The sequence below is a fragment of the Mannheimia varigena genome, from assembly GCF_013377235.1.
Lineage (GTDB): Bacteria > Pseudomonadota > Gammaproteobacteria > Enterobacterales > Pasteurellaceae > Mannheimia > Mannheimia varigena.
Window position 1 is genome coordinate 598,716 of record NZ_CP016226.1, and the last position, 18,183, is coordinate 616,898.

17 protein-coding genes are annotated in these 18,183 nt (G+C 41.7%); 8 read left to right on the plus strand and 9 right to left on the minus strand.

What is annotated here, in order from left to right:
- A complete protein-coding gene (locus A6B40_RS02660; protein WP_176671473.1) occupies nt 1-486 on the minus strand; it encodes a YbaK/prolyl-tRNA synthetase associated domain-containing protein in 486 nt (161 codons plus the stop codon).
- A 65-nt stretch (nt 487-551) separates the two neighbouring features.
- Nucleotides 552-1,085 carry an endonuclease SmrB gene (smrB, locus tag A6B40_RS02665; protein WP_025236230.1) on the minus strand — a complete coding sequence of 178 codons (534 nt, stop codon included), beginning with the start codon at nt 1,083-1,085 and terminating at the stop codon, nt 552-554.
- 104 nt (nt 1,086-1,189) lie between these two features.
- Between smrB and prmB the strand changes: the two genes are divergently transcribed.
- Nucleotides 1,190-2,134, plus strand: coding sequence for a 50S ribosomal protein L3 N(5)-glutamine methyltransferase (prmB, locus tag A6B40_RS02670; protein ID WP_025247896.1), 945 nt, complete (start codon nt 1,190-1,192; stop codon nt 2,132-2,134).
- Nucleotides 2,135-2,174: 40 nt separating this feature from the next.
- Here prmB and murQ read toward each other — a convergent pair whose 3' ends face one another.
- The 6 genes from murQ to hemW form a co-directional block, all read right to left on the minus strand.
- Nucleotides 2,175-3,089, minus strand: a complete 915-nt coding sequence (gene murQ / locus A6B40_RS02675; protein WP_025247897.1) for an N-acetylmuramic acid 6-phosphate etherase — start codon at nt 3,087-3,089, stop codon at nt 2,175-2,177.
- 6 nt (nt 3,090-3,095) lie between these two features.
- Nucleotides 3,096-4,232 carry an anhydro-N-acetylmuramic acid kinase gene (locus A6B40_RS02680; protein WP_176671474.1) on the minus strand — a complete coding sequence of 379 codons (1,137 nt, stop codon included), beginning with the start codon at nt 4,230-4,232 and terminating at the stop codon, nt 3,096-3,098.
- A 186-nt stretch (nt 4,233-4,418) separates the two neighbouring features.
- Nucleotides 4,419-5,258, minus strand: coding sequence for an NADPH-dependent 7-cyano-7-deazaguanine reductase QueF (queF, locus tag A6B40_RS02685; protein WP_176671475.1), 840 nt, complete (start codon nt 5,256-5,258; stop codon nt 4,419-4,421).
- 8 nt (nt 5,259-5,266) lie between these two features.
- Entirely contained in the window at nt 5,267-5,815 is a 549-nt protein-coding gene (gmhB, locus tag A6B40_RS02690) for a D-glycero-beta-D-manno-heptose 1,7-bisphosphate 7-phosphatase (protein WP_176671476.1), read from the minus strand.
- Nucleotides 5,815-6,285, minus strand: a complete 471-nt coding sequence (gene bcp / locus A6B40_RS02695) for a thioredoxin-dependent thiol peroxidase (RefSeq protein WP_176672309.1) — start codon at nt 6,283-6,285, stop codon at nt 5,815-5,817. Before bcp ends, gmhB begins: the two co-directional genes overlap by 1 nt.
- Nucleotides 6,286-6,358: 73 nt before the next feature.
- Nucleotides 6,359-7,516, minus strand: a complete 1,158-nt coding sequence (gene hemW, locus A6B40_RS02700) for a radical SAM family heme chaperone HemW (RefSeq protein ID WP_176671477.1) — start codon at nt 7,514-7,516, stop codon at nt 6,359-6,361.
- Between the two features lie 224 nt (nt 7,517-7,740).
- On the opposite strand from hemW, the gene A6B40_RS02705 reads away from it, so the two are divergent.
- The 7 genes from A6B40_RS02705 to nhaC all read left to right on the plus strand — a co-directional run bounded on the left by A6B40_RS02705 (nt 7,741) and on the right by nhaC (nt 16,873).
- On the plus strand, nt 7,741-9,324 hold the full coding sequence (locus A6B40_RS02705) for an ABC transporter substrate-binding protein (protein WP_025217595.1): 1,584 nt from the start codon (nt 7,741-7,743) through the stop codon (nt 9,322-9,324).
- A 214-nt stretch (nt 9,325-9,538) separates the two neighbouring features.
- Complete coding sequence (locus tag A6B40_RS02710; protein ID WP_176671478.1) at nt 9,539-10,492, plus strand: ABC transporter permease; 954 nt, start codon at nt 9,539-9,541, stop codon at nt 10,490-10,492.
- A 1-nt stretch (nt 10,493) separates the two neighbouring features.
- A complete protein-coding gene (locus tag A6B40_RS02715; RefSeq protein WP_176671479.1) occupies nt 10,494-12,455 on the plus strand; it encodes a dipeptide/oligopeptide/nickel ABC transporter permease/ATP-binding protein in 1,962 nt (653 codons plus the stop codon).
- A 13-nt stretch (nt 12,456-12,468) separates the two neighbouring features.
- Nucleotides 12,469-13,275, plus strand: coding sequence for an ABC transporter ATP-binding protein (locus A6B40_RS02720; protein ID WP_025247905.1), 807 nt, complete (start codon nt 12,469-12,471; stop codon nt 13,273-13,275).
- 115 nt (nt 13,276-13,390) lie between these two features.
- On the plus strand, nt 13,391-13,855 hold the full coding sequence (locus tag A6B40_RS02725; protein ID WP_176671480.1) for a GNAT family N-acetyltransferase: 465 nt from the start codon (nt 13,391-13,393) through the stop codon (nt 13,853-13,855).
- Between the two features lies 1 nt (nt 13,856).
- A complete protein-coding gene (locus A6B40_RS02730) occupies nt 13,857-15,443 on the plus strand; it encodes an FAD-binding protein (protein WP_176671481.1) in 1,587 nt (528 codons plus the stop codon).
- Between the two features lie 47 nt (nt 15,444-15,490).
- Nucleotides 15,491-16,873, plus strand: a complete 1,383-nt coding sequence (gene nhaC / locus A6B40_RS02735; protein ID WP_176671482.1) for a Na+/H+ antiporter NhaC — start codon at nt 15,491-15,493, stop codon at nt 16,871-16,873.
- 54 nt (nt 16,874-16,927) lie between these two features.
- Here the strand turns inward: nhaC and ispC are convergent, their stop codons facing one another.
- Nucleotides 16,928-18,118 carry a 1-deoxy-D-xylulose-5-phosphate reductoisomerase gene (gene ispC, locus A6B40_RS02740; protein ID WP_176671483.1) on the minus strand — a complete coding sequence of 397 codons (1,191 nt, stop codon included), beginning with the start codon at nt 18,116-18,118 and terminating at the stop codon, nt 16,928-16,930.
- Between the last annotated feature and the right edge of the window lie 65 nt (nt 18,119-18,183).

The window sequence follows — 18,183 nt, forward strand, 5'->3', positions numbered from 1 at the left end:
TTAATCTTTCGCAAACTTCACTAAAGTTGGATTGACGATACGTTGATAATCTACCGTATTCAGAATAATAGAACGTTCTAACGTGCCGGCATTAAAGGCTAATTCATCGTAACGCTCAAATAAGCTTGGCTCAGCCACCAACAACAAATCGGAATGGAAACTAAACGGCGGAATTGCTCCAAATACACAGTCGGTTAATTCTGCCACTTCCGCCGGGCTGGCAAGTGAGGCTCGAAGCCCCCCGAGATGCTCGGCAATTTTGCTTAAATCTGCTTGGTAATCCGCCGGTAATATTGCTAATACTGCCTGTTTTATGCCATTTCCTTTTACTTTGCAGACTAACGCCTTTGCTCCTTGCCCTATTTCTGTACCACGAATTTTTGCCACTTCTTCCGATTTCCCCGCAGAAGAATGTTCCACTATCCGATAGCGGGCTTGATGTGAATCTAATAATGCCGTAAGTTGTTGAAAAGTTTGTTCTGACATTGGTTCCCCTTACAAAACAATAACAAGCGGTCTTTTTCTACTCAAAATTTGCAATTATCCTCATTTTAACGCCCAAACATTTTTTCCGGGTTTTCCGGCTGCTCAACTAAAATTAAAATCGCAGCATCACCACCCCATTCTTTTGGAGCTTGGTGTAATGCCATAATTTTCGGGTGTTGTACAAGCCAACGAGGAATTTGGTCTTTCAGCGTGCGAGTGCCAAAGCCTGTCATAATACTGGCACAAAACACGTTTTCTCTCTCACAAGCCAAAATTAAAGCTGCCAACTCTTTTTTCGCTTTTTCTCTGGTCAAACCGTGCAGATCCAGAAACAGTTCCGGCTGAAAATCGCCCCGTCTGAGTTGCTTTAAAATATAAGGATCAACATCTTCACGCAGATATTTCACTTTTTCATTTTCTTCTTTGAGCAAAGGCTCGTATTCATCAGAAAAATAGAACTCAATATCCGCTTTTTCTTTTAACTCTCGTAATTCCTGTAGTTTTTTACGAGGTTCTGATTTGGGTACATAAGTATTTTGTGTTATTTTTTTCGTGCCTTTAGCCGCTTCTCTAAATAATGCAAATTCGTCTTCTAACATATTCTCTGACATAATCTTTTCCTTCTCTATAATTTTTACATTCTAACACAAAGCAAAATATGGTATAAAACAACAATTCTATAATTATGCAAAAGGCACTAAAAATGTTTAAATATAATATCGAACTTCTTGATGAAATTGCAGCCCTGCCCGTTGTGAATGATTTAGCCACCATTCAAGATATGATGCGTTGGGCGTATAGCTATTTCAATGCTTCCGATCTTTACTACGGGCACGGTTATGACAATGCCTGGGACGAAGCCCAACAATTAGTATTAGCCGGGCTTTATCTGCCTTTTGATGTGCCGGAAGCACTTTACTCTTCCCGATTAACACGAGCGGAAAAAGAACGTGTTATCCACTTAATTTGCGAGCGTTTAGGCTCTCGTAAACCTGTGGCTTATTTAACTCACTCAGCTTGGTTCTGCGGCAGTGAATATTATGTGGACGAACGTGTGATTGTGCCACGCTCCCCAATCGGCGAGCTGATTAAAAAGGGCTTTAAAGGCATTATCAAAAACGAGCCACATCGCATTTTAGATATGTGCACCGGCAGCGGTTGCATTGCGATTGCCTGTGCAGAGCGTTTCCCTGAAGCAGAAGTTGATGCAGTCGATCTTTCACTTGATGCGTTAGATGTAGCTCAAATTAATATTGAACGCCACCAAGTTTCGCATCGAGTTTTCCCGATCAGCTCAGATTTATTTAACGATATTCCGCAAGATAAATATGATTTGATTGTAACTAATCCGCCTTATGTGGATGCCGAAGACTTAGGTGATATGCCGGAAGAATTTCACCACGAACCTGAATTAGCGTTAGGTTCAGGAGCTGACGGTTTAGATTTAACTAAACGAATTTTGGCACAAGCGGCAGATTACCTAAATGACAACGGTGTGTTAGTGTGTGAAGTAGGAAACAGTATGGTGCATTTAATTGAGCAGTTCCCAAGCGTGCCGTTTAACTGGTTAGAATTTGAAAACGGTGGACTGGGGGTGTTTAGTTTGACGAAAGAAGAGTTAGTAAAATATCGTCATTTATTTATCTAAAATATTTTCGGGCGGACACATCGCTCCGCCCTACAAAATCTTATACTTTTAACGCCTTTTGTAATCTTCCTTGATTTTGAGCTAATAAACTTTCAGCTGTTGGCTTATCTAAATTGCCTAAAATCATCATAATTGCTAATTTTGCGTTATTTTCGGCTAATTTTAGCGTATTTTCAGCGACTTCCTTTTCACACTCTGTGGCTTGCATCACAATTCGAATTGCACGGGCTTTTAACTTTTCATTAGTGGCTTGCACATCCACCATTAAGTTTTGGTAGCATTTGCCGATTAAAATCATTGAAGCCGTTGTTAGCATATTCAGCACGAGTTTTTGCGCCGTGCCTGATTTCATACGGCTTGAGCCTGTAAGTACCTCTGCCCCAACAACCGTGTCAATCGCGATATCAGCTATTTGTGCCATTACCGAATTTGGGTTACTGGCAATTGAAACCGTCGTTGCTCCTACTGAATTAGCGTAATCCATTGCTCCTAATACATAAGGCGTTCTGCCACTAGCTGCAATGCCGACTAATACATCTTTTTCACTAAAATTGACCGCTTGTAAGTCTAGTTTGCCTTGCTCTCGGTTATCTTCAGCACCTTCGATCGGGAAACGTAAAGCCCTCTCACCACCGGCAATTAAGCCCACGACCATTTCAGGTTTGACACCATAGGTTGGAGGACATTCTGAAGCATCTAGTACACCTAAACGCCCGCTCGTTCCGGCTCCCACATAAACTAATCGTCCACCTTGCTGAAAGGTAACCACGATTTTTTCTACTGCTAAAGCAATTTGCGGCAAACATTTTTCTACTGCAATAGGCACTTGCTTGTCTTCATTATTGATAATCTGTACAATTTCTAATGCCAATAAACTATCAATGTTCATTGAATTGGGATTACGTTGCTCGGTAATCATCTGCCCAAGAGCAGTAAGTAAATTCTTTTCTGTCATTTTCCTTTATTCCGCTGGGTAAATCACCCCTAAACTTACCGCTTTTTTTGCCCCTGTAACGCTAGGCATATTACTTGGTAAACTATGCATTCGTTGATAAGCCAGCCAAGCAAATGCAGCGGCTTCGACATAATCAATATCTAAACCAAACTCGGTTGTGGTTGTAACGTTCCAGTTTGGCAGTAAATCGGCTAAGCGTTCCATTAGCAACGGATTTCTTGCCCCTCCACCACATACTAACAGAAGGCAAGGCAATTCAGTTTGAAGTGCGATTAATTCATTGGCGATGCTTTTTGCGGTAAATTCTGCTAAGGTGCGTTGCACATCTTCAGGTTTACAAGCGGTGAAATTTTCTAATTTTTTTGCAAGCCAAGTTAAATTAAACAGCTCTCGACCTGTACTTTTAGGCGGTGCTTTAGCAAAAAATGGCTCGTCTAATAATGAAGCTAATAACTCGTCATTCACTTCTCCACTTCTCGCCCACTCGCCGTTTTTGTCGTATCTTTTGCCTTGATGTTGCTCAATCCAGCTATCCATCAAGGTATTACCAGCTCCCACATCATAGCCAATAGTTGGGCTATTCGGTTTTAGCACTGAAATGTTACTAATACCACCAATGTTTAGTACCACCGTTAAACGATTAGCATCACTAAAAATTGCTTGATGAAAAGCCGGCACAAGCGGTGCCCCCTGCCCTCCAACTGCCATATCTTTACGACGAAAATCGGCAATGGTGGTGATGCCTGTTTTGGCTGCAACTAAATTCATATCACCAATTTGTGTTGTAAATGGATAAACGGAATCCGGAGAATGCCAAACCGTTTGCCCGTGGCAACCAATGGCTTGAATATGTTCTGCTGTTAGCTGATTTTTCGCTAAAAACGCATTAATGGTTTGTGCATAAAGCAAGCCTAAACGGTGGTCGATTTCCCCCAGCTTTTGGAGATTGGTTTCTCCCGTTTTAAGCAACGCAGAAATATCCGAACGTAATTCCTCCGGCATTGGAAAGAAATCACAAGCGATCATTTTGGGCGGATTTTTTGCAAAATCCATTAAAGCAATATCTACGCCATCAAGGCTCGTGCCGGACATTACGCCGATATAGTAACTTGGGCTATACTCATTCATCATAAAATTAAACATCTGCTTTACTCGTTACTTTTCTTTGCTTCGCCAAAGAAAAGTAACCAAAAGAAAGGCGACCCGAACTTCACCGCTTTTCTTCACTTAATTTGAATTGGCTTAACGACAAATTTACATTCGCTTCGCTCAGAGTAAATTTGCCTAGCAATTCAAATACGCTCAGGCGGTTCAGACGGGACAATAAAATCACTGTCTTGCCATCCGTAAATTTTCCGGCACTTCCTCAAAATTTGATCTAAACGGATTAATATCCAACCCACCTCGTCTGGTGTAGCGTGCATAAACGGTCAATTTTTCAGGCTGAGCGAATTGCATTAAATCGCAGAAAATGCGTTCCACACATTGTTCGTGGAATTCGTTATGCTCACGGAATGAAACCAAATAACGTAGCAGTTTTTCGCGGTTTAACTTTTTGCCTTTGTAGCGAATTTGCACGCTGCCCCAATCGGGCTGGGAAGTAATTAAGCAGTTAGATTTGAGCAAATGGCTGACTAAGGTTTCTTCTACCATCTCATCTTCTGCTACGTTTTCTAAATAGTGAGTTGAAAATGCGTAGCTGTCGATTTGAATATCTTGTTCATCAATGCATTCGCCTTCAAAGTCCACAATCAGCTGTTTCGTATAATGCGATAGTTTGTAAATTTTTACCGAAACTTGACCGCTTGCACAATTTTCTAGATCTCGTTGGATCGTCTGTTCAACTTCTTCAATTGAGCTAAATTTAGTTTGGTTAAAGCTGTTTAAATAGAGCTTGAAACTTTTTGATTCAATTAAATTTTCGCTTTTGAAATCAATAGCAACATCAGCAATCGCCACCTGTGGCAAACCGTTTTTATTCAGCCACGAGAGCTCGTAACACGTCCACACATCAGCCCCTTGAGTAAACGGCTGAGATTGTGCAATTCCTAACCCATCACGGTTTAATTTGCGGGGTACAGGCTGTAAAAGTGAAGAATCATATTCGCTTTTGTATTCAGTTTTTTGCCCCAATTTTAGGGCATCAAGAGATTTATCGTTGTAGTTCATTTTATTTCTTATTTAATGTATCTAACTAAATCCACAAGGCTATCTAGCACTAAATCTGCTTTTGCTTCGCCTTCTGCGGTAACAACTTTACCTGTTCTTACCAATACTTTGGTTTTCACGCCGGCATTTTCGGCTGCTAGTAAGTCTTCCAATTTATCGCCTACCATATAGGATTGAGCCGGATTGATATTCAGATCTTTAATTGCTTGCTCAAGCATTCCTGCTTTGGGTTTGCGGCAATCGCAATCTTCTCGGTACTCGCCTTTGCCTTCAGGATGATGTGGGCAATAGTAAATGCCATCAAGCACTACGCCGTAATCTTCATCGAGCGACCAATCCATCCATTCAGTAAGTTGCATAAATTGATCTTCGCTGAAATAACCACGAGCAATGCCAGATTGATTAGTGACTAGCACAAGCAAATAGCCTTTATCTTGAAATTGTTTTAACGCCTTGCCAACGCCCTCGATGAACTGGAAATCATCAATTTTATGCACATAACCATGATCGATATTAATGGTGCCATCACGGTCAAGAAAAATCGCTTTCTTAGCCATCAATTTGATCCTTTAATAAAATCGACCACCATTTGGTGATGTTCACTTGTTTTGAATTTATCAAAAACGTATTCGATCACGCCTTGTTCATTCACTAAAAAGCTGATGCGATGAATGCCATCATAGGTTTTGCCTAAGAATTTCTTCTCGCCCCATACGCCGAAAGCCTCTGCCACTTGGTGATCTGGGTCGGATAACAAAGTGAAATTAAGCTCTTTCTTTTCAACAAATTGAGCTAACTTTTTCGGTAAATCAGGGCTGATGCCAAGTACCACAACATTGAGTTCATCAAGTTCTGATTTGCTATCACGCAATCCGCACGCTTGTGTGGTACAGCCCGGAGTTAAGGCTTTCGGGTAGAAATAAACTAGCACTTTTTTACCCGCAAATTGAGAAAGAGAAACTGGCTCATCAGCCTGATTTTGAAGGGTAAATTGAGGGGCTTTATCGCCTGCTTTTAAGATATTCATTTGTAATTTTTCCATAAAAAATAACCGCTTGTATTGTACTACAAGCGGTCAAATCTTAAAATTTTTTTGCAAATTATTCTAAAAATCCTTCCAACAATTCGTTTAAAAACAATTTGCCGTGTTGGGTAATTTGCCAATGGGTTGCGGTTTCAGAAATATAATTTTGGCTTAATGCCCAATCCATTGTTGGGCGAACAATTTCGCTATCTAACCCAGTAAACCATTCAAATTCTTGTTTTGGTGTGGCTTCAAGCAAGCGGAAACGGTTCATAAAGAATTCGAATGGGCGATCGTCTAGCTCGATCAAATTCTGACTGTATCGGTATTCGCCTCGCATATAGCCTTTCGGGTGTTTGGTTTTACTAAAGCGGTAAATTTCGCCGGTCGGGTAAGAAATTTTACCGTGAGCCCCACAGCCAATCGCTAAGTAATCGCCAAACCGCCAGTAGTTAAGATTGTGGTGGCATTGGTAGCCTTTTTTGGCGTAGGCAGAAGTTTCGTACTGTTCATAGCCGGCAGCCGTTAAAAGCTGATGTCCTTGCTCGAAAATTTCCCATAATTCGTCATCATCCGGCAAAGTTGGCTTACGATAATAGAACATTGTATTTGGCTCAATAGTGAGCTGATACCACGATAAATGCGGCGGATTAAGAGCAATCCCTTGTTCTAAATCACTTAACGCTTGTTTTACCGATTGATTTGGTAAACCGTGCATTAAATCAATATTAAAACTGTTCAGCCCAAATTTTGCAGCATTTTGGGCAAAAATGACCGCTTGTTTGGCTTCATTGGCATCGTGAATCCGCCCGAGTTTGAGCAATTTTTCCGGCTCGAAACTTTGAATGCCCATCGAAATACGATTAACCCCACCTTGAGCATAACCGATAAATCGTTCTGCTTCCGCCGTTCCCGGGTTTGCCTCCAACGTAATTTCAATATTCGATTCAAAAGGAATTCTCTTTTCCACTTCTTTAAGCAAGTAGGAAATGCCCTCGGCGGAAAACAGGCTCGGAGTACCGCCGCCAATAAAAATCGAGTGTAATTTACGATCACCGATTGCCACTTGGTAAGCGGTTAAATCTTGAGATAAATCTGCAAGTAGGTGTTCGATATATTCTTGTTCAGGAATTAACCCTTTTTGAGCGTGGGAGTTGAAATCACAATAAGGGCATTTCTGCATACACCACGGAATATGGATATAAAGGCTTAAAGGAGGTAAAGTGAGTGTCACAATTTGTTCTTCGTCATAAATTTATGATGGGCGAATAATAGCGAAAAGCAAGCAATGTGAAAAGTAAAGATTTTCGTGAACTAGATCACAAATTCGGTAATTCTCACTTTACCCTATTTTCATTAATGCTATGATAGTTTTAATTCAAAACAAGTGTATTTTTTGATAAATTCACTTCAACATAAAATATACTGCCCTTCACTACAAATCCAAGGAGCTTTAAAATGACAAAACATTTTGAACACAGTGAATCACGTCGTGGTTTTATGAAATTAATGGCTGGCGTAGGTGCTGGTTTCGCATTTAGCGGTACATTAGGCACATTCACCCCTAGAGCATTTGCAGCTCCCACAGCTGGTTCAACTATTGAAGCCGGTATTGCCTATCCCATATCAACCGGATTTGATCCCCTCACCTCAAGTGGTGCATCATCAATGGCGGCAAACCTCCATATTTTTGAAGGCCTCGTGGACTTACACCCAGCCACTCGTCAGCCATACTTAGCATTAGCAGCGGCTGAGCCTGAAAAAGTAGATGATGTGACTTATCGCATTACCTTACGTGACGGTGCAAAATTCCACAACGGTAACCCCGTTACCACTGAAGACGTGGTTTACTCGTTCGAGCGTGTTTTAGACCCTGCTAAAGCGTCACTTTTCGCACAATTCATTCCGTTTATCGACAGCGTGAAGAAAGTGGACGAAAAAGTGGTTGAGTTCAAATTAAAATATCCGTTTGCGTTATTCAAAGAGCGTTTAACTATCGTTAAAATCGTGCCAAAAGCATTAGTAGAAGCTGGTCAAGCTGCGTTTGATGCAAACCCAGTAGGTACTGGCCCATACAGATTTGTATCAGCAACCAAAGATGACCGTATCGTATTTGAAGCATTTGCAGATTATAAAGGTCAATACCCTGCACAAGTAGAAAAAATGACGTGGTTCTTATTATCTGACGATGCGGCTCGTGTAACCGCTCAAGAGTCGGGGCGTGTGCAAGCGATTGAGTCTGTACCTTACTTAGATGCAGAACGCTTAAAACGTAAAGGTACAGTAGAATCAGTACAATCATTCGGCTTATTATTCTTAATGTTTAACTGCGAAAAAGCACCGTTTAACAACCCGAAAGTTCGCCAAGCGTTACACTATGGTTTAGACACGCAAAAATTAATTGATGTGGTATTCTTAGGCAATGCGAAAGCTGCAACCTCTTATGTGCAAGACACTCACCCAGACTATGTTAAAGCCGCGTCACAATACGATTTCGACAAAGCAAAAGCAGAAGCATTATTAGCAGAAGCTGGCGTAACTGAGTTGAAATTCGAATTGTTAGCAACAGACCACTCTTGGGTAAAAGAGTGTGCACCATTAATTCTTGAATCTTGGAACGCATTAAAAGGCGTGAAGGTATCACTTAAACACTTACAATCTGGTGCGTTATATGGCGCTCATGTTGATAAAGGTGCATTTGAAGTAGTTATTGCGCCGGGTGATCCATCTGTATTCGGTAACGACTTAGACTTATTATTAAGCTGGTGGTATCGTGGTGATGTATGGCCGAAACGTCGCTTCCGTTGGTCTGATACAGCAGAATATGCAGAGCTTCAAAAATTACTTGATGAAGCAGCGAAAGATCCATCTGCCTCAAAAGCGGCTTGGGAAAAAGCAATTAATATTATTGCTGAGCATGTTCCACTTTATCCGATTATCCATCGTAAATTACCAACCGCGTGGAACGATAAAGCATTAACTGGCTTCCAACCATTACCAACAACGGGTATGTCATTCATTGGCGTTGGTCGTGCTAAATAATAAGCACTAAATAAATACAAGCGGTAAAATTTCTCCAAAAATTTACCGCTTGTATAGATAAAAATAAAAAAGATGTAATCTTTCGTTTTATATCATTCAAATTCTTATCATCTCTAGCTATATTTTCATTTATAATTCTACGGTTTGAACATATTCACTTTGTAGGAAAAATTAGGTTTAATTTTGGAGTGTAACTACACTCAAGGAGAAGAAAATGGAAATTATACTCCGATTATTATGGCGTCGCTTGATGGCGTTGCCGGTAATGATCTTAGGCGTAACCGCCCTTGTATTTATTGTTTTACAATTTACTCCCGGGGATCCGGCTACTGTCGCCCTTGGTGAAAGTGCAAGTGAAGCGGCAAAAGAAATTTACCGTGAACAGCATGGTTTAAACGATCCATTAATCGTGCAATACCTTCGCTTTTTAGGCAATTTGTTCGTGCTTGATTTCGGTATGACGACACCGCCTGAACAACCTATTGTGGATATGATCGCCAAAGCTTTCCCACTCACCCTACAACTGACCTTTATCGGGGTATTTTTAGCGGCAATCGTTTCTTTCACTTTAGGGGTGACAGCGGCTCTTTACCGTGATACGTGGGTGGATCAAGTGATTCGTTTCATCTCTGTTGCAGCAGTTGCAACACCATCGTTCTGGTTAGGTATCTTATTAATCCAATACTTCTCACTAAAATTAGATTGGTTGCCATCAGGTGGTTTTGTGCCGTTTAGTGAAGACCCTCAAGGATATGTCAGTTCGATGATTCTCCCTTCTCTAGCGCTTGCCGTGCCGGTTTGTGCGTCATTAATCCGTGTGGTCCGTACCACAATGGTAGAAGAAATGGACAAAGATTATGTGCGTACCGCTATCGGTAACGGCGTGCCTTATTCAACGGTTATCCGCCACAACGTATTACGCAATGCGTTAATCACCCCGGTCACCGTGTTAGGTTTGCGTGTGGGGTACTTATTAGGCGGTGCGGTGGTTATCGAGCAAATCTTCGACTTACCGGGAATGGGTAAATTAATTTTCAACGGTATCGTAAACCACGACTTAAACCTTGTTCAAGGTGTGGTGCTAACCATTGCATTTACCTTCGTATTGGTGAATATCATCGTTGATATTCTCTACTTGCTCATTAATCCAAAAATTCGGAGTTTATAATATGTTTCGCCAAGGATTAGCTGCTCGACTTGCTTCAGGCGGTGCAAGATTTAGAGCCTTATCAACCAGTTCAAAAATCGCCTTACTCTTTATTTTATTTGTTGCTCTCGTGGCGGTGTTTGCCCCTTGGGTTGCTCCGTATGATCCGCTACAAACCATTCGCCCGGTACAAGCACCAAGTGGTGAATATTTATTCGGTACAGACCGCTTAGGTCGTGATATTTTCTCCCGTATGGTATGGGGGGCAAGAACCTCTCTCTTCATCGGTTTAGGTGCGGTAGGTTGTGCGATTATCTTCGGTAGTATATTAGGGGCAACCGCCGCCACCGCAGATAAATTCGGCAACGAAGTGATTATGCGTTTTATGGATATCCTAATGGCATTCCCGGGCATCGCATTAGCTGCTGTATTACTTGCCACTTTCGGTAACTCTGTTCCGGTAATTATCGTCACCATTGCGGTGGTTTACACCCCTCAACTTGCCCGTGTTGTGCGTGCAAACGTGGTGGCTCAATGGGAAGAAGACTATGTGCGTGCCGAGCGTGTTATCGGTGGTAGCCGTACTTACATTCTCTTAAAACACGTTGTGCGTAATACTGCGGCTCCGGTTTTAGTATTCGCAACCGTAATGGTAGCAGATGCCATCGTATTTGAAGCATCGCTTTCATTCTTAGGGGCAGGTGTACAACCTCCGTTCCCATCTTGGGGTAACATCTTATCTGAAGGTCGTAACTTAGTATTAAGTGGCTTCTGGTGGGCAACAACCTTTGCTGGGATTATGATTTTATTAACCGTGTTAGCGTTAAACATTCTGGCAGAAGGCTTAACCGATGCGTTAGTAAACCCGAAACTCAAACGTACCACCCAAAGCAAAGAAGATGTGGCAAAACCGCTTGCAACTGATGTGCAAGAAGCGATGTCTGAAACCTTGGCATTAAAACGTTACTTACTCAAATTAAACGAGAAAGAAACCAGCCGTACAGACCGTATGCAATTAAACCCAAATGCAAAACCGATTTTGCAAGTGAAAAACTTATCTATCCGTTTCCCAAATCGTTATGGCGAAACTCCGTTGGTTGATAACATCAGCTTCACAGTGCACGAAGGTGAAACAATGGGATTGGTGGGTGAATCAGGTTGTGGTAAATCCATCACCACATTCTCGATTATGGGCTTATTGCCAAAAACGGCAAAAATTACCGGTGAAATTCTGTTTACCGACCGTGCCGGCAATCAATACGATTTATTGAAAACCGAAAAACTCAACGACTTGCGTGGTCACGAAATCTCAATGATCTACCAAGATGCGTTAAGTGCGTTAAATCCATCAATGCGTATTAAAGACCAAATGGCTCAATTAATCAGCCGTGGTGGTAAACAGACAGCAGAAACCCTATTGCAATGGGTGAAATTAGATCCGGAAAAAACACTCAACCGTTATCCGCACGAACTTTCAGGCGGTCAGCGTCAGCGTGTGTTAATTGCGATGGCTCTTGCTCGTGAACCGAAACTCTTAATTGCGGACGAACCAACCACCGCATTAGACGTAACCGTTCAAGCGGAAGTGATCAAATTGCTCAACGAATTGCGTGAAAAACTCGGTTTCGCAATGGTATTCGTAAGCCACGATTTAGCCTTAGTTGCTCAAATCGCTCACCACATCACGGTAATGTATGCCGGTCAAGTGGTGGAAACCGCTCCAACAACGCCATTGTTGGCAAACCCAACTCACGAATATACCCGTGGTTTATTAGGCTCCGTGCTTTCAACCGAGCTTCGTGCAGAACGCTTATATCAAATTCCGGGCAGCGTGCCTTCACCGTTTGATTTTGCGAAGGGCGACCGTTTTGCCAGCCGTTCATTGCGACCTGACGCAAACCCTGAACAGCAGTTGAAACTTGTACCAACCGGTGATCACCCACAACACTTCTGGGCATCACACTTAGAAGATAAAAAAGCATAAGGAGGGCAACACTATGAGTATGAAATTTGTGAAAGAACAACCGATCATTGAATTATCTAATATCGTTGTCCAATTTGCTTCTCGTGATGGTACTTTATTCAACCCGAAAAAATTCACGGCGGTAAATGACGTGAGCCTAGCAATTCACGCCGGTGAAACCGTGGGCTTAGTAGGGCAATCCGGTTGTGGTAAATCGACCCTCGCCAGCGTGATGATCGGGCTTCAAAAACCGACTTCAGGCGTGGTGAAATTCAACGGCTTGGAGATGAAATACGGCAGCCCACAAGCTCGCAAATATTTCGGTAGCCAAGTGTCGGTGATTTTCCAAGATCCGGCAACCGCTCTCAACCCTCGTATGCGGGTGTTAGATATTTTGAAAGACCCGATGGACATTCACAATATCTTGCAACCGCAAGAGCGTGAAAAACGTGTGTATGACCTGCTATCTCGTGTGGGCTTACCTCGTTCGGCAGCCCTTGTTGAGCCAACCCGTTTATCGGGCGGTCAAAAACAACGTGTGGCGATTGCTCGTGCATTAGCGTTAAATCCGAAGCTGATTGTCGCAGACGAACCGACCTCTGCCCTTGACGTATCAGTACGTGCTCAAGTGCTTAACTTGTTGGCAGACTTGAAAAAAGAGCTAAACTTAGCAATGGTGTTTATTTCGCATGATTTACAAACCGTTCACCAAGTGTCAGACCGCATTGTGGTAATGAACGGCGGACAAATTGTTGAAATGGGCGATGCGAGACAAGTATTCGAAAATCCAAGCAAAGAATACACCCGCACATTGATTGAAGCAGCTCCATCATTGTTATAACGCCATTATAGCGTAGGGGAAAATTGCAATTTGCCCCTACCAAAAATTAACAACAAGCGGTAAAATTTTCGAGAAATTTTACCGCTTGTTTTTTATATGGGGCAAATAAAAAATTATGTATAACCTAAGAGTGATTGATATAAACACCAGAACACCATCATTAATAGAAGAATTATTGAAGTTATGGGAAAATTCTGTTCGAGAAACACATTTATTTTTATCTGATGATGAAATAAAGAATATTAAGCAATATGTACCTCAAGCTATCAAAAATATTCCCATTTTAATCATTGCCGAAAATATAGAAAGCGATATTGTTGGTTTTATGGGTATTGATGACACAAGGCTTGAAATGTTATTCATTGCAACTTCGATGAGCGGGAAAGGCATTGGAAAACAATTATTGCAATATGGCATTGATCATTATTCAATAAATTCTCTTACAGTTAATGAGCAAAATCCCCAGGCTAAAGGATTTTATGAATATATGGGCTTTGAAGTTTATAAACGGACTGAATTAGATGAACAAGGCAATCCATACCCCTTGTTATATATGAGAAACAAAGAAGCTTTATTTTAATATGATTAAAATCACCCAAACAATAGAAACTGATTTATTAATTGTCGGCTCCGGCATTGCCGGGCTTTCTGCGACTGTTGAAGCCCACAGCAAAGGCATTAATGCCCTCTTAATCAGCAAATCTACCATTGGCTCAGGGGCGAGCTATTTTCCGTTGAAAGCAACCCTTGGTATACAAGTCACTGGCAATGAAAACGATCACGCCCTTTTTCATAAAGATATTGAACATATCGGCAAAGGCAAAACCAACCCACACGTTGTGCAAGCCTATATCGAAGATTCTCCGCAAGCGATTGAGTTACTCAACCGTATCGGCTTTGAGCCTTGGAAACGTAACGACAACCGCCCGGCTTGCTTTGCGAAATACGCTCGCCCGATTTATCTGATTAAAGATTGGCGAACCGCAGCCCTTCGAGCCAAAGCGATTTTGGAGCAACAACAAATCCCCCATTATGAAAACGCCACGCTGCTGCACATCGTGGTGGAGAATAACCAAGTGCAAGGGGCGGTGTTTTCGCTCAATACAAGCGGTGAAATTTCTTATATTTTTTGCAAAACACAACATATTATTTTAGCCAGCGGCGGCATTGCCGGACTGTATAAAGACAACCTCTACCCTGCCGATGTGATCGGCTCGCTCCATTCCGTTGCCGAACGAGCCGGAGCAACGCTGGTCAATTTGGCGTTTATTCAGTTTATCCCTGCCTTCGTTGAGCCGAAATATAAGGTGCTGTTTGGTGAACACACACTGAAATATGTGACCGAAATCACTGACGCCAACGGCAATAATCTGTTTCCCCATTTGAGCAAAACAGAATTTGCCAAAATGATGCGGGAACGCAGCCATTACGCCCCTTTCAGCTTGGATTTCGAGTGCGTGGAATTTGATTTGGTGATGATGAAACATCTGCTGGAAAACCCGAGCGAAAAAGGGATTTTCCTGAAATATAGCCAGGCACTTTATGAAGATAAAGAAGAGTTTTACACCGTCTACCTAAATTGGCTGAAAAATGAAGTGGGGATTAATTTAGTCAAAGATAGAATTGCGATTAAGCCTTTTGCCCATAGCTGCAACGGCGGTATTCAGATTAATGAGTGGGGAGAAAGTGCGGTGAAAGGCTTGTTTGCGATTGGCGAAATTTCCCACTGTATTGAGGGGGCGAACCGAATGGGCGGCAATTCAGTCGGCGGCGGTTTGGTGTTTACCAAACGTGCGGTAGCGGAAATTACACGCTCGCTACAAGCACCCGATTTGCAAAAAAACAGCGAAATTTCACCGCTTGCAGCGGCTGAAAAGGCATTAAATCAGCTTAAAAATCCGAATGCTGATCTCACTCTCACCGCAAGCCAACTGCTTTCCATCATTCGGGAAAAAATGGCGTTGTATGCCAATGTATATCGCACCAAAGCGAATCTGACCTCGCTCTTAAGAGACTTGGAGAAGTTAGAACAGCAGTTCGACCCGATTTATCACGCTGAATTTCAAGGCATTGAGGTTTACAACGCCTTAAAAACCGCTCAGTTAGTAGTAAAAAATATGCTCAATGAGAAGAGTTTAGGGGCGCACTACTTAGATGATAAAAATTAGTCTATAATAGCTCACTTTCATAAAGAATAATAAATATAGGAGTATAAATGAATAACTACCTACTTAAATTAAAACCGATGACAGCGGTTATACTTTCGCTTTTAACGGTTTTTATCTTGGGTTTTACCATGATTGGGCTTGGCTGGGTGCCGCAAATTTCGATTTTAGCAGTCATTGTCATTCTGCTACTTTTCGGATTAGTCAATAAAATTCCATTTAAAAATATGCAAGAAGGTATGGCAAATGGTCTAATGTCAGGTATTGGTGCAGTTTATTTGTTCTTTTTTATCGGATTATTAGTTTCCGCATTGATGATGTCTGGTGCGATCCCTACTTTAATGTATTATGGTTTAAGTGTGATTTCACCTGAATTATTTTACATCTCTGCTTTTGCCTTAAGTTCTGTGGTAGGTATCGCCTTAGGCAGTAGTTTAACTACGACTGCAACTATCGGCGTTGCCTTTATTGGCATGGCTTCAGCATTTGGGGCAAACCCTGCAATTGTAGCGGGTGCCGTTGTATCAGGGGCATTCTTTGGCGACAAAACGTCTCCACTTTCAGACACAACAACTATTGCTGCTTCTGTTGTAGGGATTGATATGTTCGCCCATATCCGCAATATGCTTTATACTACTATTCCAGCCTGGATTTTAACAGCTCTTATCCTTTGGTTTTTAACCGAACCTGCTGATGCACAAAATTTAGCAAATATTGAGAGTTTAAAAACTAACTTACAAGAAACAGGATTAATACACGGCTACTCTTTGTTACCTTTTGTTACCTTAATTTTAATGGCAATTAAGCGTGTTAATTCCATTTATATTATTGTTACTACGGTAATGCTCTCTCTGATTATTACCTATACTCATAGTTCGCCAACACTTGAACAACTAGGCAATTATTTCTTTACTGGCTATAAACCCGTTGAAGGTGTAGATTTAGGCGAAGTAGCATCATTAGTTTCTCGTGGAGGAATTAATAGTATGTTCTTTACCATTACTATTGTGCTATTAGCCTTAAGTTTAGGCGGTTTATTGCAAATTCTAGGTATTTTACCTGCCCTGCTAAAAGGTATTAGTGGCTTTTTAACCAACACGGGGCGTGTTACTTTAGTGGTTGCCAGTACCGCAGTTGGAATTAATGTATTAATAGGCGAGCAATATTTAAGTTTATTATTATCAGGAAATACCTTCCGTTCAACTTACGAGCGCTTAGGTTTAGAGCTTAAAAATTTATCTCGCACTATTGAAGATGCAGGTACGGTAATCAACCCATTAGTGCCTTGGAGTGTGTGTGGTGTGTTTATCAGTAGCGTACTCAATGTACCAGTGTTAGACTATTTACCTTATGCGTTCTTCTGTTATATCTGTTTAATCCTCACCTTAATTTTTGGATTTACAGGGGTAACTATCAGTAAAAAAGCAAACTAAAATGTAAAGCTAAGCTATAAAAAAATGCCTACAAATTTGTAGGCATTTTGCTTATTAGAGTTGAATAACTGCTTGTTTTGCTAATTCTCTGGCAAGCTTATCAATATGTAATACATCAGCAATTTCTTTCACTTGAATTGGCGCAATATTTTCCACCACTGTTCGATTTACATTTACAATATCGGTAAAACGGATTTGCCCATTTAAAAATGCCTCAACGGCAACTTCATTTGCCGCATTCATCGCTGTAGTTGCATATTGCCCTTCGGCAAAAGCCTCAATCGCTAATTTTAAGTTCGGATAACGAGCAAAATCAGGCTCAATAAAAGTCAGCTCTTTGAGCTTAAAGAAATCGAGCGGTGGCACGCCGGCATTAATGCGGTTCGGGTAAGCCATTGTGTGAGCAATCGGGGTACACATATCCGGATTGCCCATTTGGGCGATTACCGAGCCGTCAATATATCGCACCATCGAGTGAATAATGGATTGTGGGTGAATAATAATTTCCATCTCGTCTGCCGTTGCATTAAACAACCAACGAGCTTCAATGTACTCCAAACCTTTATTCATCATTGTGGCAGAATCGACCGAGATCTTTTTACCCATCGACCAATTTGGGTGAGCAACAGCTTGAGCAGGTGTAATCGCATCAAATTCATTTAATGGCTTAGTACGGAACGGACCGCCTGACCCTGTTAAAATAATTTTGCTTACGCCTAACTCTGCAAGCGGGCAAAAGCCCACTTTCTCTTGAGCTTCAGGCGGTAGCGATTGAAAAATCGCATTATGTTCGCTATCCACCGGCAAAAGTGCCGCTCCGGATTTGCGGGCTTCGTCAATAAAAATCTGTCCGCAAGTAACAAGAGATTCTTTGTTCGCCAGTAGCACTCTCTTGCCTGCTTTCACCGCAGAAAGCGTTGGTAATAAGCCTGCCGCCCCCACAATTGCTGCCATTACCATATCCACATCAGCGTGAGCACAAAGATTACAAATCGCTTTCTGTCCTGCTAATACTTCGGTTTTTATGCCTAAATTTGCTAATGCTATTTTCAGTTCTTGAGCTGCTTTTTCATCGTCCATTGCCGCAAAAGTTGGCTTGTATTGTTGGCATTGTTCAATCATTAATGCCTCATTTTTTCCGCCTACTAAGGCAAAAATTTCGTACTGTTCTTTATTATGCTCAACTACCGATAATGTGCTTTTACCGATTGAACCTGTTGAACCTAAAATCACTAATTTTTTCATTTTTAGATTTAATTCCTAACATCTCGTGTAGGGGAAAATTGCAATTTGCCCTACTGATTTTCACG